Source organism: Ruegeria sp. F5, assembly GCF_056533845.1.
The window spans coordinates 1-20,669 of the sequence record NZ_JBQFOU010000026.1; the positions used below are offsets into that span (position 1 = coordinate 1).

At 54.3% G+C, this 20,669-nt stretch carries 23 protein-coding genes; 8 read left to right on the top strand and 15 right to left on the bottom strand.

Features of this window, described 5'->3' with window-relative positions; translation table 11 throughout:
• Positions 1 to 257 precede the first annotated feature (257 nt).
• Positions 258 to 446 carry a hypothetical protein gene (locus ACR0K1_RS23215; protein WP_480852014.1) on the top strand — a complete coding sequence of 63 codons (189 nt, stop codon included), beginning with the start codon at positions 258 to 260 and terminating at the stop codon, positions 444 to 446.
• Positions 447 to 470: 24 nt separating this feature from the next.
• Here ACR0K1_RS23215 and ACR0K1_RS23220 read toward each other — a convergent pair whose 3' ends face one another.
• Positions 471 to 2,321: a TPR end-of-group domain-containing protein gene (locus ACR0K1_RS23220; protein WP_480852015.1), complete on the bottom strand. Its 1,851-nt coding sequence runs from the start codon at positions 2,319 to 2,321 to the stop codon at positions 471 to 473.
• 317 nt (positions 2,322 to 2,638) lie between these two features.
• Between ACR0K1_RS23220 and ACR0K1_RS23225 the strand changes: the two genes are divergently transcribed.
• The 3 genes from ACR0K1_RS23225 (at position 2,639) to ACR0K1_RS23235 (ending at position 5,309) form a co-directional block, all read left to right on the top strand.
• Entirely contained in the window at positions 2,639 to 4,219 is a 1,581-nt protein-coding gene (locus tag ACR0K1_RS23225; RefSeq protein WP_480852016.1) for a GMC family oxidoreductase, read from the top strand.
• A 207-nt stretch (positions 4,220 to 4,426) separates the two neighbouring features.
• Positions 4,427 to 4,699 (top strand): DUF3303 domain-containing protein, encoded by a 273-nt coding sequence (locus ACR0K1_RS23230; RefSeq protein ID WP_480852017.1) that lies wholly within the window; start codon positions 4,427 to 4,429, stop codon positions 4,697 to 4,699.
• A 271-nt stretch (positions 4,700 to 4,970) separates the two neighbouring features.
• Positions 4,971 to 5,309, top strand: a complete 339-nt coding sequence (locus ACR0K1_RS23235) for a cupin domain-containing protein (RefSeq protein ID WP_480852018.1) — start codon at positions 4,971 to 4,973, stop codon at positions 5,307 to 5,309.
• Positions 5,310 to 5,370: 61 nt separating this feature from the next.
• On the opposite strand, the gene ACR0K1_RS23240 is transcribed toward ACR0K1_RS23235, so the two are convergent.
• Positions 5,371 to 5,859 (bottom strand): GNAT family N-acetyltransferase, encoded by a 489-nt coding sequence (locus ACR0K1_RS23240; protein ID WP_480852019.1) that lies wholly within the window; start codon positions 5,857 to 5,859, stop codon positions 5,371 to 5,373.
• A 48-nt stretch (positions 5,860 to 5,907) separates the two neighbouring features.
• Positions 5,908 to 6,582 (bottom strand): SOS response-associated peptidase, encoded by a 675-nt coding sequence (locus ACR0K1_RS23245; protein ID WP_480852020.1) that lies wholly within the window; start codon positions 6,580 to 6,582, stop codon positions 5,908 to 5,910.
• Between the two features lie 63 nt (positions 6,583 to 6,645).
• On the opposite strand from ACR0K1_RS23245, the gene ACR0K1_RS23250 reads away from it, so the two are divergent.
• Together ACR0K1_RS23250 and ACR0K1_RS23255 are read left to right on the top strand one after the other, a co-directional pair.
• Positions 6,646 to 6,924, top strand: coding sequence for a hypothetical protein (locus ACR0K1_RS23250; protein WP_480852021.1), 279 nt, complete (start codon positions 6,646 to 6,648; stop codon positions 6,922 to 6,924).
• 293 nt (positions 6,925 to 7,217) lie between these two features.
• Complete coding sequence (locus ACR0K1_RS23255) at positions 7,218 to 7,859, top strand: toll/interleukin-1 receptor domain-containing protein (protein ID WP_480617684.1); 642 nt, start codon at positions 7,218 to 7,220, stop codon at positions 7,857 to 7,859.
• Positions 7,860 to 7,937: 78 nt separating this feature from the next.
• Here ACR0K1_RS23255 and ACR0K1_RS23260 read toward each other — a convergent pair whose 3' ends face one another.
• The 12 genes from ACR0K1_RS23260 to ACR0K1_RS23315 form a co-directional block, all read right to left on the bottom strand.
• Entirely contained in the window at positions 7,938 to 8,768 is an 831-nt protein-coding gene (locus tag ACR0K1_RS23260) for an alpha/beta fold hydrolase (RefSeq protein WP_480852022.1), read from the bottom strand.
• Positions 8,769 to 9,486: 718 nt separating this feature from the next.
• Positions 9,487 to 9,909 (bottom strand): YybH family protein, encoded by a 423-nt coding sequence (locus tag ACR0K1_RS23265; protein ID WP_480852023.1) that lies wholly within the window; start codon positions 9,907 to 9,909, stop codon positions 9,487 to 9,489.
• 550 nt (positions 9,910 to 10,459) lie between these two features.
• Positions 10,460 to 11,029, bottom strand: coding sequence for a hypothetical protein (locus ACR0K1_RS23270; protein WP_480852024.1), 570 nt, complete (start codon positions 11,027 to 11,029; stop codon positions 10,460 to 10,462).
• Positions 11,026 to 11,412: a TubC N-terminal docking domain-related protein gene (locus tag ACR0K1_RS23275; RefSeq protein WP_480852025.1), complete on the bottom strand. Its 387-nt coding sequence runs from the start codon at positions 11,410 to 11,412 to the stop codon at positions 11,026 to 11,028. The genes ACR0K1_RS23270 and ACR0K1_RS23275 overlap by 4 nt, the downstream gene beginning before the upstream one ends.
• Positions 11,409 to 12,896, bottom strand: a complete 1,488-nt coding sequence (locus tag ACR0K1_RS23280) for a DUF3631 domain-containing protein (RefSeq protein ID WP_480852026.1) — start codon at positions 12,894 to 12,896, stop codon at positions 11,409 to 11,411. Before ACR0K1_RS23280 ends, ACR0K1_RS23275 begins: the two co-directional genes overlap by 4 nt.
• Before the next feature lie 26 nt (positions 12,897 to 12,922).
• Positions 12,923 to 13,777 (bottom strand): DUF7146 domain-containing protein, encoded by an 855-nt coding sequence (locus tag ACR0K1_RS23285; RefSeq protein WP_480852027.1) that lies wholly within the window; start codon positions 13,775 to 13,777, stop codon positions 12,923 to 12,925.
• Positions 13,774 to 13,947, bottom strand: coding sequence for a hypothetical protein (locus tag ACR0K1_RS23290; RefSeq protein WP_480852028.1), 174 nt, complete (start codon positions 13,945 to 13,947; stop codon positions 13,774 to 13,776). Before ACR0K1_RS23290 ends, ACR0K1_RS23285 begins: the two co-directional genes overlap by 4 nt.
• Positions 13,948 to 14,064: 117 nt before the next feature.
• Positions 14,065 to 14,262, bottom strand: a complete 198-nt coding sequence (locus ACR0K1_RS23295) for a helix-turn-helix transcriptional regulator (protein ID WP_480852029.1) — start codon at positions 14,260 to 14,262, stop codon at positions 14,065 to 14,067.
• A gap of 74 nt (positions 14,263 to 14,336) precedes the next feature.
• Positions 14,337 to 15,107, bottom strand: coding sequence for a hypothetical protein (locus tag ACR0K1_RS23300; protein ID WP_480852030.1), 771 nt, complete (start codon positions 15,105 to 15,107; stop codon positions 14,337 to 14,339).
• A complete protein-coding gene (locus tag ACR0K1_RS23305) occupies positions 15,104 to 16,270 on the bottom strand; it encodes a tyrosine-type recombinase/integrase (protein ID WP_480852031.1) in 1,167 nt (388 codons plus the stop codon). The genes ACR0K1_RS23300 and ACR0K1_RS23305 overlap by 4 nt, the downstream gene beginning before the upstream one ends.
• A gap of 305 nt (positions 16,271 to 16,575) precedes the next feature.
• Entirely contained in the window at positions 16,576 to 17,232 is a 657-nt protein-coding gene (locus ACR0K1_RS23310; protein ID WP_480852032.1) for a hypothetical protein, read from the bottom strand.
• Positions 17,233 to 17,613: 381 nt separating this feature from the next.
• Positions 17,614 to 18,267 carry a GntR family transcriptional regulator gene (locus tag ACR0K1_RS23315; protein WP_480616384.1) on the bottom strand — a complete coding sequence of 218 codons (654 nt, stop codon included), beginning with the start codon at positions 18,265 to 18,267 and terminating at the stop codon, positions 17,614 to 17,616.
• Between ACR0K1_RS23315 and ACR0K1_RS23320 the strand changes: the two genes are divergently transcribed.
• Together ACR0K1_RS23320 and dctP are read left to right on the top strand one after the other, a co-directional pair.
• Positions 18,266 to 19,558, top strand: coding sequence for a Gfo/Idh/MocA family protein (locus tag ACR0K1_RS23320; RefSeq protein ID WP_480852033.1), 1,293 nt, complete (start codon positions 18,266 to 18,268; stop codon positions 19,556 to 19,558). The genes ACR0K1_RS23315 and ACR0K1_RS23320 overlap by 2 nt on opposite strands.
• A 97-nt stretch (positions 19,559 to 19,655) precedes the next feature.
• Positions 19,656 to 20,666, top strand: a complete 1,011-nt coding sequence (gene dctP / locus ACR0K1_RS23325; RefSeq protein WP_480852034.1) for a TRAP transporter substrate-binding protein DctP — start codon at positions 19,656 to 19,658, stop codon at positions 20,664 to 20,666.
• The last annotated feature ends 3 nt before the right edge of the window (positions 20,667 to 20,669 follow it).

The following is a 20,669-nucleotide window of genomic DNA, read 5'->3' on the forward strand; positions in this document are numbered from 1 at the left end:
AACTGACCTTCCCAAGTGAGGAGATAGAGCGGGCAAAGTCCATAAAGGCGCACAACATGACCCGGCGGTGAACCCTTACCGGCAGGATGGGGGCAAGGCTCGTTAGACCGGCTCATAGCTTGCGTTCAATCAAGGGCGCACAACCGCGTTACATGTGATGGATGGTATGAGGGGCTGGCGCAAGTGAGAGGGTAGCCGTTACATTCATCTGGACACCCCAGCAGCGAAATCACGGCTTAAGTTTTGAAGGTGGTAGAATGAAACTCGGCGACAAAGTTGTAGCCACATTCCCAGACGGCAGCACGAGTGACGTTGGCGAGATTATCGAAGGGCCAATCGTTCGAGACAACAGAGCTGTGTTTAAGGTTCGATTTGCCGATTTCGATAACTGGGTGCCTGCTGATTGGCTTAAGCCGTTTCTTCAGGCCGCCAATAACCAGTATTAATGTCGGCTGTGCGGACAGAGCAGACTAGCGTTCTTCGTCCCGATCTTCCGAAATGGTCACCAGTCTTCGAAATCTTGGATCGTCGCGAAGCGAAGAAAAGTCGGGATCGCTTTGCATCCATTCTCGTTGCACAAGCCCTAGACCGGGGTAGACTTTTTCCAACCAATCCAGCGCCGCCTCTGGTTCTCCCAACAGCGCGTAGATGCACGCAACATTATACCCGTTCGTCGTTTCTGCTTGAGGGTCAGCTGCCCGCGCGCGCGCCAACAGCTCGCGAGCTTCATCCAGTCGACCGCAACTTGCCACGACAGACGCGGCCAACTCCAGCGGATCGGGGTTATTTGGATTTCGTTGAACCGCTTCCTCAACTCGTTTTAAGCCCATATCGAGATAGCGATCGCGTTCATCTACACGGCCGAGTTGGTCCAAATCACTCAGCAACAAGAGTGGGGAACGATAATCGTCAGGTCTTATTTCGAGAGCGCGGGTGAAGTGATACGCACTTTGCTCATGGTCCATCTGTCCACGGTGGTATCGCGCAAAATTGTAATGCGCACCATAGCATAGCGGATCGAGGGCTAAAGCCCTGCGATAAGATGCCTCCGCCGCATCATTCTGCCCAGACATCTGACATGCCAGACCCAACGCCGCATGTGCCTCAGCCAAATCCGGTTGAAGATCGGTGGCGCGCTTGCCCATCCCAATGATGTCTTCGATGGCGTAGGCTGCCCCATGCCAATCGTTTAGCCTCGCTTCGCACTCGGCAAGACCGACATACGCACGAGCATAGTCAGGGTCTTGTTGCAGAGCCTCAAGAAAAAGCTGTCTCGCTTTTTCAATGTAACTCCTTGCATGCATATGAAAGAACTGGCGGCCCTTCAAATAGAGATTGTACGCATCCGCGTTCCCGGTCTGTGCAGACGCGTCGAGCTCGCTGTCCAATAGCCGAACGTGCAATTGGTCGATGATTGTTTTCGTAATCTCATCTTGAAGGTCGAATATGTCGGAGAATTCACGATCATATCGATCGGCCCAAAGGTGGCCTCCTGTGATCCCGTCTATCAGCTGGGCAGTAATTCGCACGCGGTTACCGGCTTTTCGAACACTCCCTTCCAAAATGTACCGCACACCAAGGTCGCGAGCCACATCAACCATATTCATGGGACGGCCCTTGTAAACGAAGGCCGAGTTGCGGCTGACGACAAAAAGGCCAGTCAGCTTTGAAAGGTCTGTGATCAGGTCTTCGCTGATGCCATCAGCGAAATACTCCTGTTCGGGATCTCCACTCATGTTTGCAAAGGGAAGCACGGCTATTGACGGTATGTCGGCTATCTCAGTCGATTCCGACGATATTGATAGCTTCGACGACTGAACGTGAAAGACTGATACTGGGTCCTCAATATTTTTGAGTGTCTGATTTCCAGCTGCCTTGAAACCAACCTCAAGTCTGTTTCCGATCTGGTCTCGGGCCGCACCCGAAACGGCTATGCCGCCGGGAAGGGCGAGGGCCTCTAAGCGAGCTGCGATGTTGACCCCGTCGCCGAAAACGTCGCCATCTTCTATAAGTACATCGCCGATATTAACACCGATGCGAAAACGGATTTGCCTGTCTTCTGGAACACCGATATTCCGCTCAGTCATTTTCGTCTGAATCTGGAGCGCGCAGTTCAAAGCATTCACAACACTCGCGAACTCCACGAGTATACCATCACCCATCAGTTTGACGATGCGCCCGCGCTCCCTTTCGACCGCTCCTTCGATCAAACCAGTGCGGATTTCGCGCAGAGCATTCAAAGTTCCAACTTCGTTTGCCCCCATGAGACGGCTGTATCCTACAACGTCCGCGGCAAGTATTGCGGCAAGGCGTCTTTCCATCGGGCTTCCAACTTTAACGTCCAGCTACCCCCACAATGGAACGACAATCCGAGAAGCGCAAATTGGTTTTGGGACCTGCTAAAGGCTAATTCACGGAGGCAGCTTCGACTTGCATGGCCAGTCTGCTTTGGGCTCGGCGCGGTCATTCGCTCAATCTCAGCGAATATCCAGTTTGCGGACAAACCGGACATCCACGCTTCCTTCACCCTCCTTCGCCTTTAAGGCTCTTGGCCAATGGCTGAGCCGAGGAAGGAAAATGTATGAGACTTTCAGCCTTTGTCCTAAGTTGGTGGATGATGTGAGGGAGATGAGGGAAGATGGAAACATACGATTTTGTGGTGTGCGGGGCAGGCACCGCTGGATGCATCTTGGCCAACCGACTTTCGACCGATCCTACAAACAAAGTCTTGCTATTGGAGGCAGGTGGCGAAATGCGGGGCCCGAACCTCTCGGCGTTAGGGGCCGCCATTGATCAATGGGATACCCAGCTTGACTGGGCCTACCGATCGACCCCGCAGGTCCATCTTAACAACCGTCGTATCTTGCTGAACCGGGGGAAGGGATTGGGTGGATCAAGTGGGATAAATTTCGGCATGTACGTGCGCGGCAATCGCGGAGATTACGATGGTTGGGCGCAATCGGGAAACACCGGATGGTCCTACGACGCAGTGCTGCCCTACTTCAAGCGGTCTGAAAACAGCACGCTCTATGAAGACGACTTTCATGGAACGGACGGCAATGTTCAGATTGAACTGCCGCGGAACAGAAACCCACTTCAGGAGATGTGCTTTAAAGCGCTCGAAGACTTAGGCGTGCCTCGCAACCCTGACTACAACGGCGCAGATCCGTTCGGCAGCTTCCTTTACCAGTTCACGCTCAAGGACGGGCGTCGGGTCAGCGCAGCTGATGGGTTTCTATCGAAAACAGTCCGCGACCGGGCGAACCTGACTATCGTCACCGGTGCTCACGTAACAGGGATAGCTTTAGACGGCAGCCGAGCCACAGGCGTGACTTATGCTCTCGGACAGAACGCCGAGCATGTCACCGCTGGGGAGGTCATCCTGTCTATGGGAGCGATCGGTTCGCCGCATATCCTGATGCTGTCGGGCGTGGGACCTGCGGAGCATTTGATGGAACACGGGATAAATTGCCGTCATGATCTGCCCGGCGTTGGGCAGAACCTGTTGGATCATCCCGGTGGCCCGGGCGTCCACATCGTTCTGAAAGACCCGGAGAGGTTCGGGTTCCCAATTTCGAATGTGGCGCAAAGCGTTCAGGAATTCGAAGAAACTGGCGGCGGTCCGCTTGCGTCAATAGGCGTCGACGCAGGCGCTTTCGTACGGCTGACTGAAGCCGAGGAGTATCCCAACGGCCAACTAATCTGCGCCATCGGGAACATGCATGCAGATCGCGACGCGGACATGCCGAGATTGAGATTTGGCGGCTACGTAGCTCGGACCTATTCTCAAGGCTCTGTCACACTTGCTTCGGCGAGCCCTTTCGACAGGCCGCTTGTCGATCCGAACTACTTGTCTGACCCGCTCGACCTTCAAAACTACATCGAAATGGTGCGGTTTCAGTATCAGATGGCGGATCACCCGGTGTTCGAATCTGTGCGTGCCGAAGTTCAGGGGCCGGGTCGCGAGACTGACGAGATTGTTGCAGGAATAAGGGAGGGTGCATCGACATGTTGGCACTTGTCGTCGACCTGCCGCATGGGCGTAGATGACCGCGCTGTAGTCGATCCTGAGTTAAGAGTACACGCGCTTGAGGGTTTGCGAGTTATTGATGTTTCGGTTTTCCCGACTATGACCAGCAGCAACACCAACGCACCGACAATGATGGTGGCCGAGAAAGGGGCTGATCTGGCGATAGGAATCAAGAACGTAGGACACTAGTTGCTGTGTCATTGCTTAGGCTGCAAAGCGTGTCCGCTTTGGGCTCGAAGCCGTCGTTTGCGGCAAGCTACGCTTATGACTGCTGTGCATACACAGCTGCCTCACTGCGCGAAGCATGACCGCTGATTTAGAGTGTTGTCAAACCCACCATGTCACCTAGCGTATTAGTAGGATTGAAAAGCGAACTTAGTTTCTGAGGAGACCCTTATGCAGTTCATGGTTCATGTAAAAATTAGCCCAGAGAACCGAGATGCTAACTACACGCGTTTGAAAGAAAAGGAAGGGGCTGTTGATGTGCCCGGGACTAAGATTCTTGGTATGTGGTTTGCAGTCAACCAACTGGAGGGCTGGACGATAGTTGAAGCTGATAGTGCGGCGGCACTTGGAAAACTTTTGCACGATTGGACCGACTTGAACGTCAACACTGTGATTCCTGTTCTATCTCTTGACGAATTTACAGAAGAGTTCGAAGGCAACTAACTCTTCCGTTGGCTCGGCCTCAACGTTCTGTTCGGCCTTAACGGTAGGCACAAAAAACTGTTAAAAATGGGCTCTTTGGGCTCCGCGCCCGCTTTCTCGGCGTTTTGCCCGAGCTCTGGGTATGGAACAGCAATGTCTGGGCATCGCATGACCGTCTTGGGCTCGGAGCGGTCACTCGCTAAATCGCGACGGATCAGTACTTTGCGGACAATTCGGAAGAAAAACTGTATTTTAAAGTAAGGTACATCTCTCAGCGGAATGGGTATTTGCGATGAACATTTTTCGGCGGACTGATTGGGCCTCAGGCGAAGGTTGGAACGGAAAACTCGAAGGACACAACGCCGGTACGGGCATTTCGTTTCTTTTCAATGAAGTGACCGAATCCGGGAAAGGACCGCCATCGCACAAGCACCCATACGATGAAGTGTACCTGGTGCGTCAGGGGCAAGCCTGGGTTACTGTTGGAGACGATGAGACACTAGTGAATGAAGGCGATATCTTGGTCATTCCTGCTGATACGCCGCATAAGGTCTTGACCTCAGGAACAGGACCCTTTGAGATTATTAGCATCCATGTGTCTGGCAAGTTTGTGATGGAAATCCTTGAATAGGCTTTGCCCCTTTCCCAAAAAGTGGATTTAGGGCTCGAAGCGGACGGTGGGATATTCCCGGCTAAGGGTACACGACCATAGGAAGAATTAAGCCCCAAGGAGTTTCCTCAGCAGGGCGCAATTCCTTGAAACCTGCTTTTTTGTATGCAGCAATCGCCCGGACATTGCTCGGGTGTGGATCAGTGGCGATCACTGGTGCACCCTCCTCAAAAAGTGTTTTGAGCCTTTGGGTTATGAAGCGCGGTCCATACCCTTTTCCAGTCATGTTCAATTCGCCAATGAACTGATCAATTCCTCGCGAACCCGTCGGAAGATCATAGAAATGATGGTCGTCCCAACCGTGAACGGTATAGTCTTGCATGTAGGCAAAGGGTAGATCGGCCAAACCAACAATCCACCGAGCGACCCGCGTGTCATCGAAGTCCTTCGCACCACCAGGTTCGGTAGCATCCCACCATTCTCGGACATGAGGACGGGATTGCCAGTCCAATAGCAGTTTGAGATCGGAGATCCTAGCGCTGCGAAACGTGAATTGGTTCGCGTTTTCCATTTTGGAAAATTAGCACATTTGATTTCGGATGAAATGGGCTCGAAGCGGTCATTTGACTGGATCGGATTTTTCACCCTCACCGCTAAGAACGACTTGCATTCCGTCGGCGTCATAAGGTTGCAGAAGCTCAAAAGCTTCGTCAGGGCTGCCATCCATCCACTGTTCATAGTCGTCTGGCTTGAGGATTACCGGCATTCTCTGAGGGTGAATCGGCTTCACAATCTCATTGGCTGTTGTCGTAACCACAGTGTACGTCTCGGCGGCCTCGGGGCCTTCTTTGCCCTCATAGCGCGACTCTTGCCACATCCCCGCAAGGGCGAACGGTGGGCGGTCTTCATCGCCCTTCAAGGCGAACCAATGGTACATCGCGGGGTTGCGCCCCTTGGCCTCGCAGAACGAGCTAGCAGGCACCAGGCAACGCCGATGCTCGAAACTTCCCTTCCAAAGCCCGCTCGTACGCACTTTGTCGTCACGCGCGTTGTTCCAGGCACTCGGCTGGATAATTGCCCCGGTCTTCTTCGATTTCTTCGTTGTCCGAAACCCCCAACTGAGTGGCAGCAATTCTCGCTCACCATCTTCGGTCATTCTGACCACCGGAGCCATATGCTTTGGGTAAATCGCCGGTAGGGGCTCTGCGTTTCCAAGCCTGTCGCGTTCAACGGCAACATCAAAAAGTTGACGCATTGCTTCAGCAGGGATCGTGTTGGAGTAAAGGTTACACATGCGACTTACGGTAGGTGCGAATTTTCATTTGGACAAGCGGTCGATGTTCGCTACCTGTTCCCCATGCAGAGCTGGCCCAATCGAATCCCCTTCGACCTTCACAATGAACTTGAAGCCCGTCGCGTAGACGATTGGGAAGCCGCATTGCGCGCATGGGCTAAAGCGCATGGGCTCAGGCTCAAACTTCAGTGGTGGCGACAGTTGGAAATCGCAATCGCTGACCTGCACTCACGCCGATACACAGCAAAGCCGCAGGACTATTGGTCTGTCTTCAAGGAATGGCTGGAGCGGCACCATGTACCTGTGCCAGAACAGCTTCCTGCGTGGCCGGAGCAGAAGTGATTGTGTCTATCCACAAGTTGTACTCCAGAGGCCGTTACAAACCTGCGGAGACCCCAGTAGCTAAATCACGGCTTAAGCAGGCCAGACTACCGTAGGTGAATTGAAGCAACCAAGCCCGGTTAGACAGCCCACTTTTGGTTTCAACTTCGCTCGGCAATTTTGGTCTGGTATTTTTTGGGGTTCCACAATCCAAGCGGCTGGATTGCCCGAGCCGAAACAACTTAAGACGACATTAGCCGACGCTATGCGACGGCATGAATTCAATATACGGTCAAACTCGGGTTCCATGTGCCGTGAAACAAGAAATGCGAACATTTATTTCTTACGTTGCCGACGACAAACCAATAGTGGATACGCTCTGCGAAAATCTAGGCCGACTTCGCGTCGAATACTGGCACGATGACAAAATGCTGTCGCCCGGAGCAAGATGGAAGGCGAACATCCGTCAAGCAATCGAAGAAAGCGATAATTTCATTGCCTGTTTTTCCACGTCGTATTGGAATAGGCAAAAGACATACATGAACGATGAGTTGCTGCAGGCGGTAGAACAGATACGGATTCGACGCCAGGATGAAACCTGGTTCATTCCCGTTTTACTGGAGGAGTGTGACGTTCCCGCGATAGAAATCGGTGGGGGGCAGACTCTCTTGGACTTCCAATGGGTCCCTCTGTTTGCCGATTGGAACTTTGGCGTCCGAAGGATCGTTGACACGATACGTCCGCCAAAGCTGATGGAATCGCGCCGACAAATTGACAACCTGGCATTGATCTACGAGGAAGAATTGATGCAGGCAAACTCCGCTGACGACTTGTCTGATTTCGTTCACGATGATGCGAACCGCGCTAAAGCCGTCTTGTCAGACGCAAGACAAAAGCACCGAGAAGAGTTTGGCGAGGATTATGTACCATCATTCACTCGCACCTATGACGTCTAAGCGCGCCATGGCGTTTTAGATGACAAACGGAAGTGCGAGATGTCGGCAGTGGGGACGTACGTGACGATCCCTATGGACCTACTTGTTCAACAAATCCGAGCCCTGATTCAATGTTCTCTGAATTGTGCGCTCTATCAGCGCTGTCACCTGGTCCGGTGTTTCAATCGAAGAGGAGTGGCCTGCTCCTTTGAACACAACCAATTCCGAGGTTGTGATTGCGCGATGCATCTGATGTGATTTCTCCGGAACCGTAGCGATGTCTTCGTCTCCGACGCCTATACCGACCGGAATCTCTATCTTTCCAAGCAGTTCGGTACAGCCTTCCCTGTCGATTACCCCTTTAACCGCCCGTGTGATCCCAATCCGATGGCTGCTCACAATTGCCTTTGACCACCTCTTCCTTTCTTCTGCGCGGTTTGGATCGGTGAGAAATGTGCGCCCGAACATTATCGGCATAACCTGATTGATGGCGGCCCATAATCCGATCCATCGCGCCACAAAGTTCAAAATTCGATATTTGGGAGCGTTTCTTGGCTCTTCAGGTTCAGCACTGGTTTCGAGCAGTGTCAGCGACTTCAGAAGGCTTGGCTCACGAGCTGCCAATCTCATGCCCACGAACCCGCCCATGCTTAGGCCGACAAAATGACAAGGTACCGCGCCCAGGCTTCTGATTAGTTCTGCTGCATCGGTGGTCAGCGTCTCGATATCATAACCGCCTTCAGGAACACTGCTCTGTCCCTGACCCCTATGGTCAAATGTGATGCAGCGAAAGCGGTCCCTCAAATGAGCAACCTGCGCTTCGAACATGGCTCCGCTAAACAGTAGGCCATGAGAGAAAAAGACCGGCTCGCCTTCGCCGCCAGTATCTTCGAAATGAATTTTCGTGCCGTTCACAATGGCTGTCGGCATGATTTCCCTCGTCCAAACAGACAAGTTGATTTTAGCACAGTTTTGATGTGAATGCGTGCTACCTCAACAGAACCGACCCCACCCATCTGTGAAGTAACTCACTTCTTTTTGTCATGAAATCGCGGACACTTCAGGCACCTGACGGCTAGTTGCGCTGCGGCTTCAATCTTAACGACGCCTGCAGTGCGGAATTGGCCCGAAGGTGCATCGCCGGTTCACAAATGTTCGGAAAGTGGATGGTGATGCGAGGGGCTGGACGAGGGGGTTTAGGCCAGCCCCTCACATAGTGGGGGTGCTACGGATTGGGTTAAGTGGTCCGTTGATAAAACCCTACCCTCTGGTTCATGTTTCGGAAATTGGGGGATTCCCGTAATAAGTGCAGGTTTAATCCCGCATTCAAGCACTGTATATGTGCTGTTACTCGAATATTACGGCATAAAACCCTTGATGCAGACACATTCCGAACATGCTGCGCCGATACCAAACCAGTGCGGCGCGTCTCGAGGGGGTTAACGATTTCCAAGAGGGGGTATGAGTTTGGCGCGTCGCACCTGTCTCGCCTGCATTTCGGGATTTATTCTATGATCGACCTGAAGTTCTGCCATGTGGCAACAGTCAATCGCCAAAGGGCGGACGCCCGGGTTGGCGTTTCGGTGCAAGGCGCATAGGGGTCAGTTCCAAATGCATCAGGTTTTAGACAATCTCTCAGGGGTAAGCTCTAAACCCTAGAGTTGAAAATTGCAGCGGCAATTTGCCAAGTGTCATCGGGTTGTTTTCGCAACTTCAACATCTGTCGAGCGAGTTGCCGTTCCTCACTACCGTCATCCCGCTCAACTACTCTAACGAAGTCACATACAACCACAGCCAAATTGTGGCTTCCCTCTACAGCAATAGTTTCCACCTCAAAACGCTTGATCGGTGGCCAATCCTCTATCCACATTGCAAGCGCATCCCGCCCGACTAAACTGTGCGTACCAGGTGGCATTAAAACCGCGTCGCTCGTCCAATGTTTTAACCACGCCCCCGGTTCGTTGCTGGTGATGTTGTTGAGCGTTTCTTTGACTGTACTTTCGATTTTCTCGGACTCGACCTTGGTTAATAAACTGACGGTCATTTCAAACTCCAAATCAGATGCGAACATGGCACCATAATCAAAGTAACGCAGTGAACTGTTACCTGAAACCTATTGGCCAAAATTGGGCCCTGCGGTGTGATCCGCAAACGAGGGTTGGCAAACTTTGCCAAGGCTGGGGCCTCCCGGCCTGCGGCAAGGGCTATTTTTACTATAGGCACACCTGCGGAGCTGTTGGCAAATCAGGGGTTAGGTTCGCCAAGTTGGCAGAGCTAATCCGAGTGGCCAGATTGGCCAGGCGGTGTTGAGGGTTGGCCAAGGCTACCTGCTATTCACCACGCTGAGTATCAAAGCTCTCTGCCTATCAACTTCTCCAACTCACGAGCCCTGCGTACAGTCTCGTTGATAGCCTTCCTCATTTCTTGCGACTCACGGCTTCGCATGCCGTGCTTGTAGGCGGGATTGGCCCTGCCGGGGCCGTGCCCACCGCCCGCGCCATGCATCCGACAGACTGTCCAGCCTTTGACAGCAGGGTTTTTGCAGGGAAGTCCACTTCGTTTTGATTTCGCTGTGCATCGCGGGGCCGCGTGCGCCTTTTGCATGGGGTTGGCGGCACGTTTCATTTCTTGCTCCCCCCGGTCTGAACGTTGCCGACAATGGCCTGTCCGCCGTCTTCAACGTTCACATGTTGGACCGTGACAGTCTGCTTGCCGCCATTGCGGTGCTTGCGCAGCGTTTCCACCTGAGCCGCGAAGGTGCGTGCCAGCTTGTTGTAGCCGTTGCCCCGCCCTTCGAGTTGCGCCTGGTTTTCTGACTTTGCCAGCCAACCGGCCTGCCGGATCGTCGCAATATGCGTTGCCGCCAGTTGAACCGCCAGCATACGTTCAATTGCATCTTGAGGGCCGAGGTCAGCGACAATCGACATCATAAAGTCGCGTTCGTCATTGCCTTGCGGCCCGTCACCCGCTTCCCACTTGCCGAGCACTTTCAAACTTTGCTGTGTAAGCGCGGCGGCCAAGTTATCGTCGTCCGTGCCGAATATCTCGTTCAATGCATTCTCGCCGTGAGAAACGACCTGACCCTCGCTTTGTGACCCACTGAAGGCCACGCCAACCTTCGGCAGGTCTTTTGTCTTGATGACCGTGTCATCGGCTTCAACTATTTCTTTGCTCTGTTCTGCTTCACTCATTTTGCCTGCTCCCATTGTTGAGATTTGCCATTCCACACCCGCCCATTGGGGCCGTGCTTTTCCCATTCGGACAGGTTCCGCCAATCTTCCAGACTGACCACTTTGCCAGTCCAAGTTACGGGCCTGCCACCTACGCCGACACGATCCGGCACAGATCCCCGGCGTTCGGGCTGATTGCCGTCATGGCTGGCGGTATTCGGGGGCGCGATCCGCGATGAACCGCGCAGAAATTCGACAACCTCACCCCGGTTTCGCCGCAAGGCTTCGATCCGTTCCGGGGTGAGCAATTCACGGCTCCCCCGAAACTTCACCTCATCGCCTGCAAGTTCGAACCGGACACCCTGTTGGCTCAGGCTTTCCATCAGCTTGATTGCCGCACTCATAGCTTACCCTCCACCATGTCAGATGCACCCTTTCCCCCAGCACCCCCGGTACAAGTGTCTCCAAGCGTCACCGAGGGATAACCACCTGTTTTTGCAACATTTTCGGATGACGCTTGGGGTGACGCTTGTGAAGCAGTGACACTTGCAAGTGTCACCCGGTCGTAAGTGTCACCCAATCCGTCACCGTTTTTCGGCGCGTTATCAGCTACTTGAGTGCCAGTGACACTTAGAGACGCTTGTGAGGGGGTGTCCGAGAGATACCTATCAAATGCGTCCTTGAAATCAGTGATTTCATAGTACCGGTAACTGCTCGTCCGATTGGGTTTGATGTTGTACGGCTTCAACAGTTTCGCCACACCCCTGACGGTGATGGGCTGTCCGCGCCGCCATTCAGCCCACGGGCTTTCTTCCAGTTCGCACAACTCGTCCACCAATTCAGAGCTAGGGATGTGCCCACCGCGACGGGTTTCCAGTATCTCCGCGATATCACGCAACAGCAGCACCCCGGCGCTTTTGGGGTCGTCGTCGCTACGGGCTGCCATCGCTACAAGTGCGGCCCGCAACTGTTCGGGCCATTCCCCGCCAATCACATCGGCTATCGCAATCATCGCGCGCGCGTTGTCCTGCGCCCGGTCGTGCAGTGCGTCCGGTACATCCGGGTCCAAACCGCGCAGCATATCCGCGTTGTCCAGTGCCCAGCGTGCGGCCTTGCGGCAGAGCGGAACAAATTGCTGAATGCGGTCGCCCCGGAAGCGCTCAACCACTTCCCCCGGCTGTTTCCTGCGAAGCCTGACGACAAGGGCGCGATCCTCAAGCGTGTCAGGCAAGTTGCCAATCATGGCAATGCACTTTGGTGCCCAGGCACAGAAGGCGCGCGGCTCGTGGTCATCCCCAACAGTCCGCAACACCTTTGCCGTCAGCCGGTTGTGCCCGCCGTTGAGAATGCCGCGCAACTCGTCCTTGTCAGACAGGAACGTGTCAGCCTCATCAATCAACACTGTGGGCTGATACGCGTCCATCACCCTGAACACGACAGCGGCACTTGTGTTGACGGTGTGGATCGGCTTCGGAACCATTACGGACACCACGTTGAGCGCAGTGCTTTTCCCGCAGCGCTTTTCCGGGCTGGTGAAAGCCAGGATCGGGGAAATGTCAGCTGAGTCATGGGCATGGGCGTGGAGTATCCAGAACGCCATAACCACGTCAGAATGATCCGGCAGGACACAAAACCGGTTGATAGTGTCCGTCACTTCCTGAATCAGTTCCGCCCCGGACACCGGAGTTTCCCACGGCTCAACCTCATCAACGATACTGCCCGTTTTGGGTTCATCCCTTGGCCGCTTCGCCTCGACCATCTTATCAAGTGCCGTTACCCGGACGCCCAATTCCTCGGCCTTTGCCTCGCGGCAGCGCTCGTATTCAAGGATCGGCATTGCGGCCAATTCCAAGATTGCTAATTCGTCCGTGTCCGGCGTGAACGGCACGATTGCCTTTTCTGCTACGGTCGTCATTACACTGCTCCCTCTGTCAGGGTGTCGTTCCAATCTTTCCCGCTTGGTGCGGGCATCATTGATACGTTCCAGCCAAGGGCGTTTGCCCGAGACGCGAGTTTCTCGCCTGCCTCGCGTCCGGCTGGATCACCATCTGTTGCGATAATCAGCGTCCCCGGTTTTTCCGGCAGGCACAGGGATTTCATGCCACTGGTGCTGAGCGTGGCCCAGACTGTCGCAGGGCCGCTGAGCAGCCCCGACAGCAGGCTTAGGCCGGTTTCGATGCCCTCGCAGACCACAAGCGGCCCTTGAGCCTCTGACAGGACCACAGCGCCGCCAGCGCACGGCCCCAGCATCAGCTTCGGGCTTTTGGCTACGCGTTTGCCCTTCTTATCGAAGAACGTCCTGTGCACCCCGCCGCTCGTCACGTCCGCGACCATTGCGCAGCACCACGTCATTGTGGGGGTGTGGAACAGGTCCGGCACGAACCGCAGGGACGGAGGAAGGGGGCAGTTGATACCCCGCCCCCTCAAATAGTCCTCCGCTTTGGTGCGTTCGATAGAGCGGGCACCTTCCCACAGACCGCGCGCTTGCCGCAGCTTGTTTGCCTCGTATTCCCTGCGCTTTTGTTTGGCCTCGCGCTGTGCGCCAGGATCGACCTGCGCTGAACAGGCCGGGACGTTGGCCGCGTCGGCAATGTCCTTGAAGCTGCAGTTGCCCTTGAAGCAGTACAGCAGCAACTTGCCAGCGGATTCCGAGACAGACAGGGCCGATTGATCCCTGCGGCGTTCGGGCTGACAGCAGGGGCAGGGTGCAGAACCCCGCCCGTTGCGCCAGACACCCCCGAGTTTGTATGTCAGGTCCGCCGCGTTCATGACGCACCCCCATTCAGGTCCAAGCCGTACCAGTGCAGCGCCACAATCGGGCAGTCGCGCAGCAGAACGCGCGGCGGTGTGTTGTCGTTATCGAACCGGGTCAGATGGCTTTCGGCCTCTGCGTGGTTCACATCAATTTCGGGAAATTTTTGTTGAGAAGTCAGTTTCATGCTCATTCCTCAAGCTTGCGCTTTAGGTCAGAACACGTTACATTTCTTGCAGTCATGCCACCGACTGAAAACGAAATGCCCCGTGCCCATGTTTGACCCATGGTGCGCGGGTTTCGTTTATGCGGCTTCCGGATTGACGCGGTTCTTATCGAGCCAATTCAAAACATCCTGACCGAGATACAGAACACGGCTGCCAGACTTGATGTAGGCAGGGCCTTTTCCATCGTGACGCCATTGCGCCAGTGTCTGAGGCGCGCCAACATCGCGCATCTCGGGGGCCGAAGAAGGATAGTAGTTGTCTGGTTCAATCTTCATTTCTAGCACCTCCATATCTAAGGTGCTGTGAAGATATTTGCCGCTATGCTGGACAGCAGTAAGCGGTGTCCCAACTATTTTGAGGGGTTATAGCGATCCCAAATCTTTTTGTTTGCCCCCGCACTTGTTCCCAGCCCATCTATCTCGAAAACAAGCCTTGCTGCGTTCTTTACTGACTGCCCCTGATCGACACGCTTCTGCATCCCACCAAGAACCAACTTTCTTTTTTCTTCATGCGCTTTCGCGGTACTCTTCCCACCAGCAGAAACGCCGTCAGCGACAGCTTGCCCTCGCTGTGCATTGTCCTCATGCTTGAATTTCATTCGGAATTCGCATTCAAGTCGCCCCAACTCGACGGCAGACTGCGTTAAAAGAGTGATTTCTTCCGGTCTCTGTGGATGAGTCCCTATCAGGGAAGTCTTTATGTCTATCTGAGCCAGGGTGATCGACATACGGGCCGCATACCAAAGCCTCGAATGATCCTCTGTCGGACAGTAATGGCGCGCCGCCAAACAATATCCTGCTCCGTATAAGGACTCGATGCGTTCAGCACCCCCTGCAATCGCCAGCCTCCAATCCACAGGATCAAGTACACCCTCAGGGTCAATCATACTGAACGGCGGCGGCAATCCGTAATCCTCAAAAATACGTAGACAGGTTTCCTCGATTTCCCACCGTAGGTTCACGATAGGGCGCGCTGGGTCCATTCGCACCGAGGCGGGAACCTCTTCGCCCGCCCGCACATCATCAAAATGCGGTTCGTCATACAGCGTTTCTTCGCGCCGGTAGCTTGTAATGCCGGACCCAACGTTTACGCCTTTTGGGGAGTATTTTCCGCTACTCATATCCGCACAACGTTTTGGGTGGAATCTGGCTGGGTTTTGCCGTCAACGGTCGCGGCCAGCACCTCAAGGGCCTCTCGCTTTTCGTCCCGATAGGTTGCGCGGTCATAGATGGCCGTCACGCTACTGTCGGAATGGCCCAGAACTCTCTCAACAATGAACCTGTTGGCCTTCCCGGCATCGTTGCCGGTGGTCATCAAGGTTGCGGCGGTGCGTCGGATATCATGATATCGCCACTCAGATGTTTCGGAGTTCTTCTGCAGCTTGGCTTTCAGCTTCGATCCCGGCGCGATAGGTTTGTCACCCGTGGTGGTGAAAACGAAATCACCGCGCTTCCTTATGCTGGCAATCAGAGTTGCCAGGGAATTTGACAAAGGCACCTCATGGGCAGTTGCGTTGGCCGTGCGTGTAGCCTTTACTTTTTCTTTCGGGATCACCCACACATCTCCCTGAATTTCGTCGTATCGCATCTGGGCGACGTTGCTGATACGCTGGGCGCTCAGCATCAAAGCCTGTGTAAAAGGTCCGAACGGGTAGGGCATTTCGCACGCAGCCGCATAAATCGCTGCCCATTCGTGGTCTGTCAAAACCCGGTCTCGATTCCCCGCCTTTGCGCCAACCTTGAGCTTTTCCCAAGGATTGCCATTTATCATCTGTTCCTCGGCGCACCAAGCAAGGAACGGGCGCAGATAGCTGACAACCGAACCGGCCCGGATCGGCGACGATTTCTTGCTGACGTACGTCCGTAGGTCCTGACCATGATAAAATGAAAGGTCAGTTGCCCGAATGTGCCCAATCCGATCCTTGGCCCAAATATCCCAAACGGATTGAATATCATGCCATGTCCGTAGCTCAGGTTCACGCGCCGCCTTGTAGGCATCGAACAGGTCGGAAACGGTCTTGACGCTGTTGTCGGCGCGCATGGTGTGCGCCTGCTCTTTGGCTTCCTCAGCCAGCTTGCGCGCTTGCTTTACACTAACATCTGGGAAGGTGCCGAGGCGTTCACGATGGCGGCGTTTGCCGCGATGTATCACGACCTCCCAAACCTTCTGTCCCTTCTTGCCGACTCGCAGCACCAAACCCCGGACTATCTCATCTCGAACCTCGTAGCCCCTGTCCTTGGGCTTGAGGTCATTGGCTTTGCGCTCATTAAGTCGAAGCTTCATTTTTTGTGCGTTTCTTGTGCGTTTTGTGCGTTAGGTGGGGATACTTCTCTATACACCGGGTTATACAAACCCTTCAATTACATAAAGATACATATCGGTACGTATCCACAAATATTAAAGACCCACGAACTCCAAAACCGTAGGTCGCGGGTTCGAACCCTGCTGCCCCTGCCATTTAAAATCAATCACTTACAGTGTTGTCCCTCGGGCCAGGTTAGACCAGTTGGGAGCCTATTTGAGAGATTTTCATTCGTGTTTCGTGCACACGGCTTCGCAATGGCTGTCCTTTTCAGGTTTTGCGAAGCCTATCGCGGCCAGTCCTGACAGGGTTCGCTGAACACAAAGAGGTTTTTCTCGCGCTGCACATATGACGCCCAGAAGCGCCAATCAGAGTCGTCATTTTTGAGTGCAGTGGTCGCCAGCCTGATCCTCTGTTCGACAAAGTTGATGTAGAACCTGCCCCTGAAAGCCAGGCAAAAGGCGAACTCGTCCGCGTTGGCGATCTCGTCCGTGATGGGAATTGCGCCTTCGATCTCTCCATCTTTTGCTTTCAAGTCATGCTCACCGGCAAACACGTCTTCCAGCAACAGTTCATCATCATCGTAAAGCGCCAGTTTCAGCGTCAGTTCATTGGCATCGTAATCAGAGGTGTTTTTGACCACGACATGATAAGACAGCATGTCCTGCGGATAGTTCTTGGGCAGTAGCATTTCCTGCGCCCAACTCAGTTTCTCTGCTTCTGTCCCGTTTTGGAGGCGTGACTGCAAAAAGACGGACCTGACGATTTGCTCCTTTTGTTCTTCCGACGGATATTCGGAAACCGAAACGTAAATGGTCGCGTGGTCGAAATCGTAGTTGGCTCCAACGATCCCGGCGATACTTGCCAGCACCCCCAAAACGACCGGCACCGGCTTGAGCAGGGACTTCACCCACACGGGCAAAGTCAGTGTCGCAATTTGCATTCGCCCGATACCTTACTATTTTCCAATGCCTTGAACGATAACTTTAGGTAAATCTCTAACGTGCTCTTCAGGCTTCAACAATCGAAACGCCCAGCTGTTTAGTGAGGGGGATACAATCCCACATTCTCAGGAGGATTGTTGCAGATAACAATATGAAGGTGAAAGCCGATCTGGGGGAATCTGGTATTGGTGGTCCGCCTGGGACACAAAACCCCACACAGTAACTCTCTGAAATATAGGTGTCCCGCGACCTTTGCGGGGTAAACTGAAAGGCTGGTACTCGTAGCGGCACGCTGCCCGGCGAATTCGATCTATCGAGACAGGGGTTTCAGTGCGTTGCCCTAGGTTGAACGCGCCGGAACTACCGTAAGGGAGAATATCCTACATAGCCTCCAAGGTATGCTCGAGACCATTTCGAATGTGATCTTCCAACAGCCGTTTCGCCGTGTCCGCGTCTCTGGCCAGCGCGGCATCGAACATGCCCTTGTGCTCCTTGACGGCCTCTTCGCCGCGATAGGTCAGCACGAGCATCTGATAGCGCAGGTATTTGTCGTAGATGATCGCGTGCAGAGACAGCAGGTTCCTGGAGTTGCAGGCCGCGATCATCGCCTGGTGAAACTCCCAATCATATCGTTTCCAGGTCTCTTTCTCGGACTCGTCGCCCTTGAGAAGTTGCTGTTCCATCAGGTGCAGCTTGTGGTGTGCGGCAACCAGGTTGCCTTCCCAATCCGTGTCGCCGTTCGCAATGGAAAGCTCCAGCGCGTGGCATTCCAACAGGACCCGCAGCTCTGAAATCTCGGTCAGGTCTTCGCGGGAAACCGGTGTTACAAGGAAACCGCGCTGCTCCGGCGCTTCGACAAATCCGTCGCTGGCCAGCCTGTTCAGGGTCTCACGAAGTGTCGAAAGGCTTGCCGAATAGCGTTCCTTCAAGGCGTCCAGCTTCAGTTTGGAGCCGGGCTTCAACTCGCCGAAGATGATATCCCGCTTGATGCGCTGATAGGTGCTTGCCCCTATCGTAGACGGCTGTTTCGCCATGCGTTTCACCCGATATTCCTGGTTTCTTCGTTCAATTAGCATTTTTCGGAGGTATCAGCAATCCAAACTGATGTATGGTAAAAATAAAAATACCATACATTATTGCGGAATCGCAAGAACCCCAATACGGTCGTGGCAAAGTTGGGCGCTGCCGCTCAATCGCAGATTCAGGTTTCGGGATATTCCGAACCCTCCGGAAGGAAGCAAAGTGTCTAAGAACTTTCGCATTGCTATTGTCGGCATTGGCCTTGTTGGACGCCGCCACGCAGACGCGATCAGAGCGTTGCGTCATGTCGATCTTGTTGCAGTTGTCGATCCCAGCGACGAAGGCCGTGCTTACGCCGTTGAGCACGAGATCGCATGTTACGAGACCCTCGAGGATATGTTTGCAAATCAGACGCCGGATGGTGCTGTGCTTGCGACTCCGACCACGCTTCATGTCGAACAAGGCTTAGCCTGTGTTCGACATGGTTGTCCCGTTCTTGTCGAAAAACCGATTGCCGTGGAGGCCGCCGAAGCATTGGAGCTTGTGCAGGAAGCGGAGAACGCCAATGTGCCGCTGATGGTCGGACATCATCGTCGCCACAATCCCCTGATCAAGTCAGCCAAGGAAGCCATTGTCGATGGGAAGATAGGGGATGTCCGCGCAATTCATGCGAATTGCTGGTTCTACAAGCCCGACGAATATTTTGATGCCGCGCCCTGGCGCAAGAAGCCCGGTGCGGGGCCGATCTCGGTCAATCTGGTCCATGATGTCGATCTTCTGCGGTATCTGGCCGGAGAGGTCGTGACCGTACAGGCGCAGTCGGCTGCATCGCAACGCGGCTATGACAACGAGGATGTCGCCGGCGCGCTGTTGACGTTCGAAAGCGGGGCGATCGGGACAATCAGTGTGTCCGACAGCATCGTCGCCCCGTGGAGCTGGGAAATGACGTCTCAGGAATATCCGATCTATCCGTCGACCACTGAAAGCAGCTACATGATCGGTGGCTCTCATGGGTCATTGTCCGTCCCCGATCTTCGGCTTTGGAGCTACCGGAGCGAACAAAGGGACTGGTGGACCCCAATTTCGTCAACCGCGCTGAAGAAGGGTGCATCCGACCCGCTGGTCAATCAACTCAGGCACTTTGTTGATGTTGCTCGGCGCGAAGCAGATCCGATCGTGTCCGGCTGGGAAGGCTTCAGAACGCTTCAAGTCATTGAAGCCATTCAGAATTCCTGCAGGACTGGCGAAACGATCAGGGTTAGCAGCTTTCCACAGACACCAATGCCAAGTGTAACGGCAATTTAAAATATCAGATATTTTGTAAAAAATCTTGCAAAATGTCCAAAATAGGTCAAAGCTCAGAATCGGAAAAATGCATCATGATGTCTCAGGGAGGAGCAAAGTGATTACCAAACTTACCCGCCGGGCTGCTGTATCAGCCCTGGTTGCAACCGGTGTTCTGTTTAGCGCAACAAGTGGTGCGTTGGCGGAAGACAAAGTGCAACTTCGCCTCGCAACATCAGGATCGGAGACCGATCAGCGTTCGGTCGCCATGGCCGAGGTGTTCGCGCCCATGGTCGCTGATTTCGCAAGCTACGAGCCCAGCTATAATGGCACCATCTTCGCGCAAGGCACCGAGTTGGACGCTATCAGCCGGGGCAATCTGGAAATGTCGATCACCTCGGCGCAGGAACTGGCACAGTTCTTCCCCGAGTTTTCGATCTTTACCGCTGGCTATGTTCACCAGGACGCCGCGCATCAGGTGGCTGTCTTCAACGATCCTCTGATGGATGCCTTCAAGCAAAAAGCCGAGGAAGAACTGGGCGTCAAACTGCTGTCGGTCATGTATCTGGGCCGCCGTCAGGTGAACCTGCGCCAGCCCAAGGATGAACTGACCGTCAGCACTCCGGCTGATCTGGAGGGTGTGAACCTGCGGATGCCAGGCACAGATGCGTGGCAGTTCCTTGGCAAAGCGCTGGGTGCCGCCCCGACACCAATGGCGTTCTCAGAGGTTTACACAGCTCTGTCGACCGGTGCTGTCGACGGTCAGGACAACCCATTGCCGACCGTGGTTGATGCCAAATTCTACGAAGTGACCAATCAGATCATCCTGACATCGCACCTGGTTGACCTGAACTATATCGCCATCGGCAAAGAGGTTTGGGACGGGCTGACACCGGAACAGCAGGCCAAGGTTCAGGAAGCTGCGGATGCAGCGGCGGAATCCGGTCGCCAGAAGCAGCTTCAGAAGGAAGAAGACCTTGTCAGCTTCCTCAAGGAGCAGGGCATGGAGGTCTACGAGCCCGACCTGGCGGCGTTCCGCGATCAGGTACAGTCGATGTATCTGGAAAGCGAATTCGCCGGAGCATGGCCGGACGGCGTTCTCGAGCAGATCAACGCTCTGGGCAACTAAGCT

Excerpts from the sequence above, each read along its gene's own strand:
- ACR0K1_RS23260 (WP_480852022.1), bottom strand. The coding sequence starts at position 8,768 with ATGCCGACAGCCATTGTGAACGGCACGAAAATTCATTTCGAAGATACT.
- ACR0K1_RS23310 (WP_480852032.1), bottom strand. The coding sequence starts at position 17,232 with ATGCAAATTGCGACACTGACTTTGCCCGTGTGGGTGAAGTCCCTGCTC.
- ACR0K1_RS23270 (WP_480852024.1), bottom strand. The coding sequence starts at position 11,029 with ATGAGTGAAGCAGAACAGAGCAAAGAAATAGTTGAAGCCGATGACACG.
- ACR0K1_RS23230 (WP_480852017.1), top strand. The coding sequence starts at position 4,427 with ATGCAGTTCATGGTTCATGTAAAAATTAGCCCAGAGAACCGAGATGCT.
- ACR0K1_RS23315 (WP_480616384.1), bottom strand. The coding sequence starts at position 18,267 with ATGGCGAAACAGCCGTCTACGATAGGGGCAAGCACCTATCAGCGCATC.
- ACR0K1_RS23290 (WP_480852028.1), bottom strand. The coding sequence starts at position 13,947 with ATGAAACTGACTTCTCAACAAAAATTTCCCGAAATTGATGTGAACCAC.
- ACR0K1_RS23235 (WP_480852018.1), top strand. The coding sequence starts at position 4,971 with ATGAACATTTTTCGGCGGACTGATTGGGCCTCAGGCGAAGGTTGGAAC.
- ACR0K1_RS23320 (WP_480852033.1), top strand. The coding sequence starts at position 18,266 with ATGCGTTTCACCCGATATTCCTGGTTTCTTCGTTCAATTAGCATTTTT.
- ACR0K1_RS23265 (WP_480852023.1), bottom strand. The coding sequence starts at position 9,909 with ATGTTCGCATCTGATTTGGAGTTTGAAATGACCGTCAGTTTATTAACC.
- ACR0K1_RS23225 (WP_480852016.1), top strand. The coding sequence starts at position 2,639 with ATGGAAACATACGATTTTGTGGTGTGCGGGGCAGGCACCGCTGGATGC.
- ACR0K1_RS23245 (WP_480852020.1), bottom strand. The coding sequence starts at position 6,582 with ATGTGTAACCTTTACTCCAACACGATCCCTGCTGAAGCAATGCGTCAA.
- ACR0K1_RS23285 (WP_480852027.1), bottom strand. The coding sequence starts at position 13,777 with ATGAACGCGGCGGACCTGACATACAAACTCGGGGGTGTCTGGCGCAAC.
- ACR0K1_RS23215 (WP_480852014.1), top strand. The coding sequence starts at position 258 with ATGAAACTCGGCGACAAAGTTGTAGCCACATTCCCAGACGGCAGCACG.
- ACR0K1_RS23295 (WP_480852029.1), bottom strand. The coding sequence starts at position 14,262 with ATGAAGATTGAACCAGACAACTACTATCCTTCTTCGGCCCCCGAGATG.
- ACR0K1_RS23300 (WP_480852030.1), bottom strand. The coding sequence starts at position 15,107 with ATGAGTAGCGGAAAATACTCCCCAAAAGGCGTAAACGTTGGGTCCGGC.
- ACR0K1_RS23220 (WP_480852015.1), bottom strand. The coding sequence starts at position 2,321 with ATGGAAAGACGCCTTGCCGCAATACTTGCCGCGGACGTTGTAGGATAC.
- ACR0K1_RS23240 (WP_480852019.1), bottom strand. The coding sequence starts at position 5,859 with ATGGAAAACGCGAACCAATTCACGTTTCGCAGCGCTAGGATCTCCGAT.
- ACR0K1_RS23250 (WP_480852021.1), top strand. The coding sequence starts at position 6,646 with ATGCAGAGCTGGCCCAATCGAATCCCCTTCGACCTTCACAATGAACTT.
- ACR0K1_RS23305 (WP_480852031.1), bottom strand. The coding sequence starts at position 16,270 with ATGAAGCTTCGACTTAATGAGCGCAAAGCCAATGACCTCAAGCCCAAG.
- ACR0K1_RS23275 (WP_480852025.1), bottom strand. The coding sequence starts at position 11,412 with ATGAGTGCGGCAATCAAGCTGATGGAAAGCCTGAGCCAACAGGGTGTC.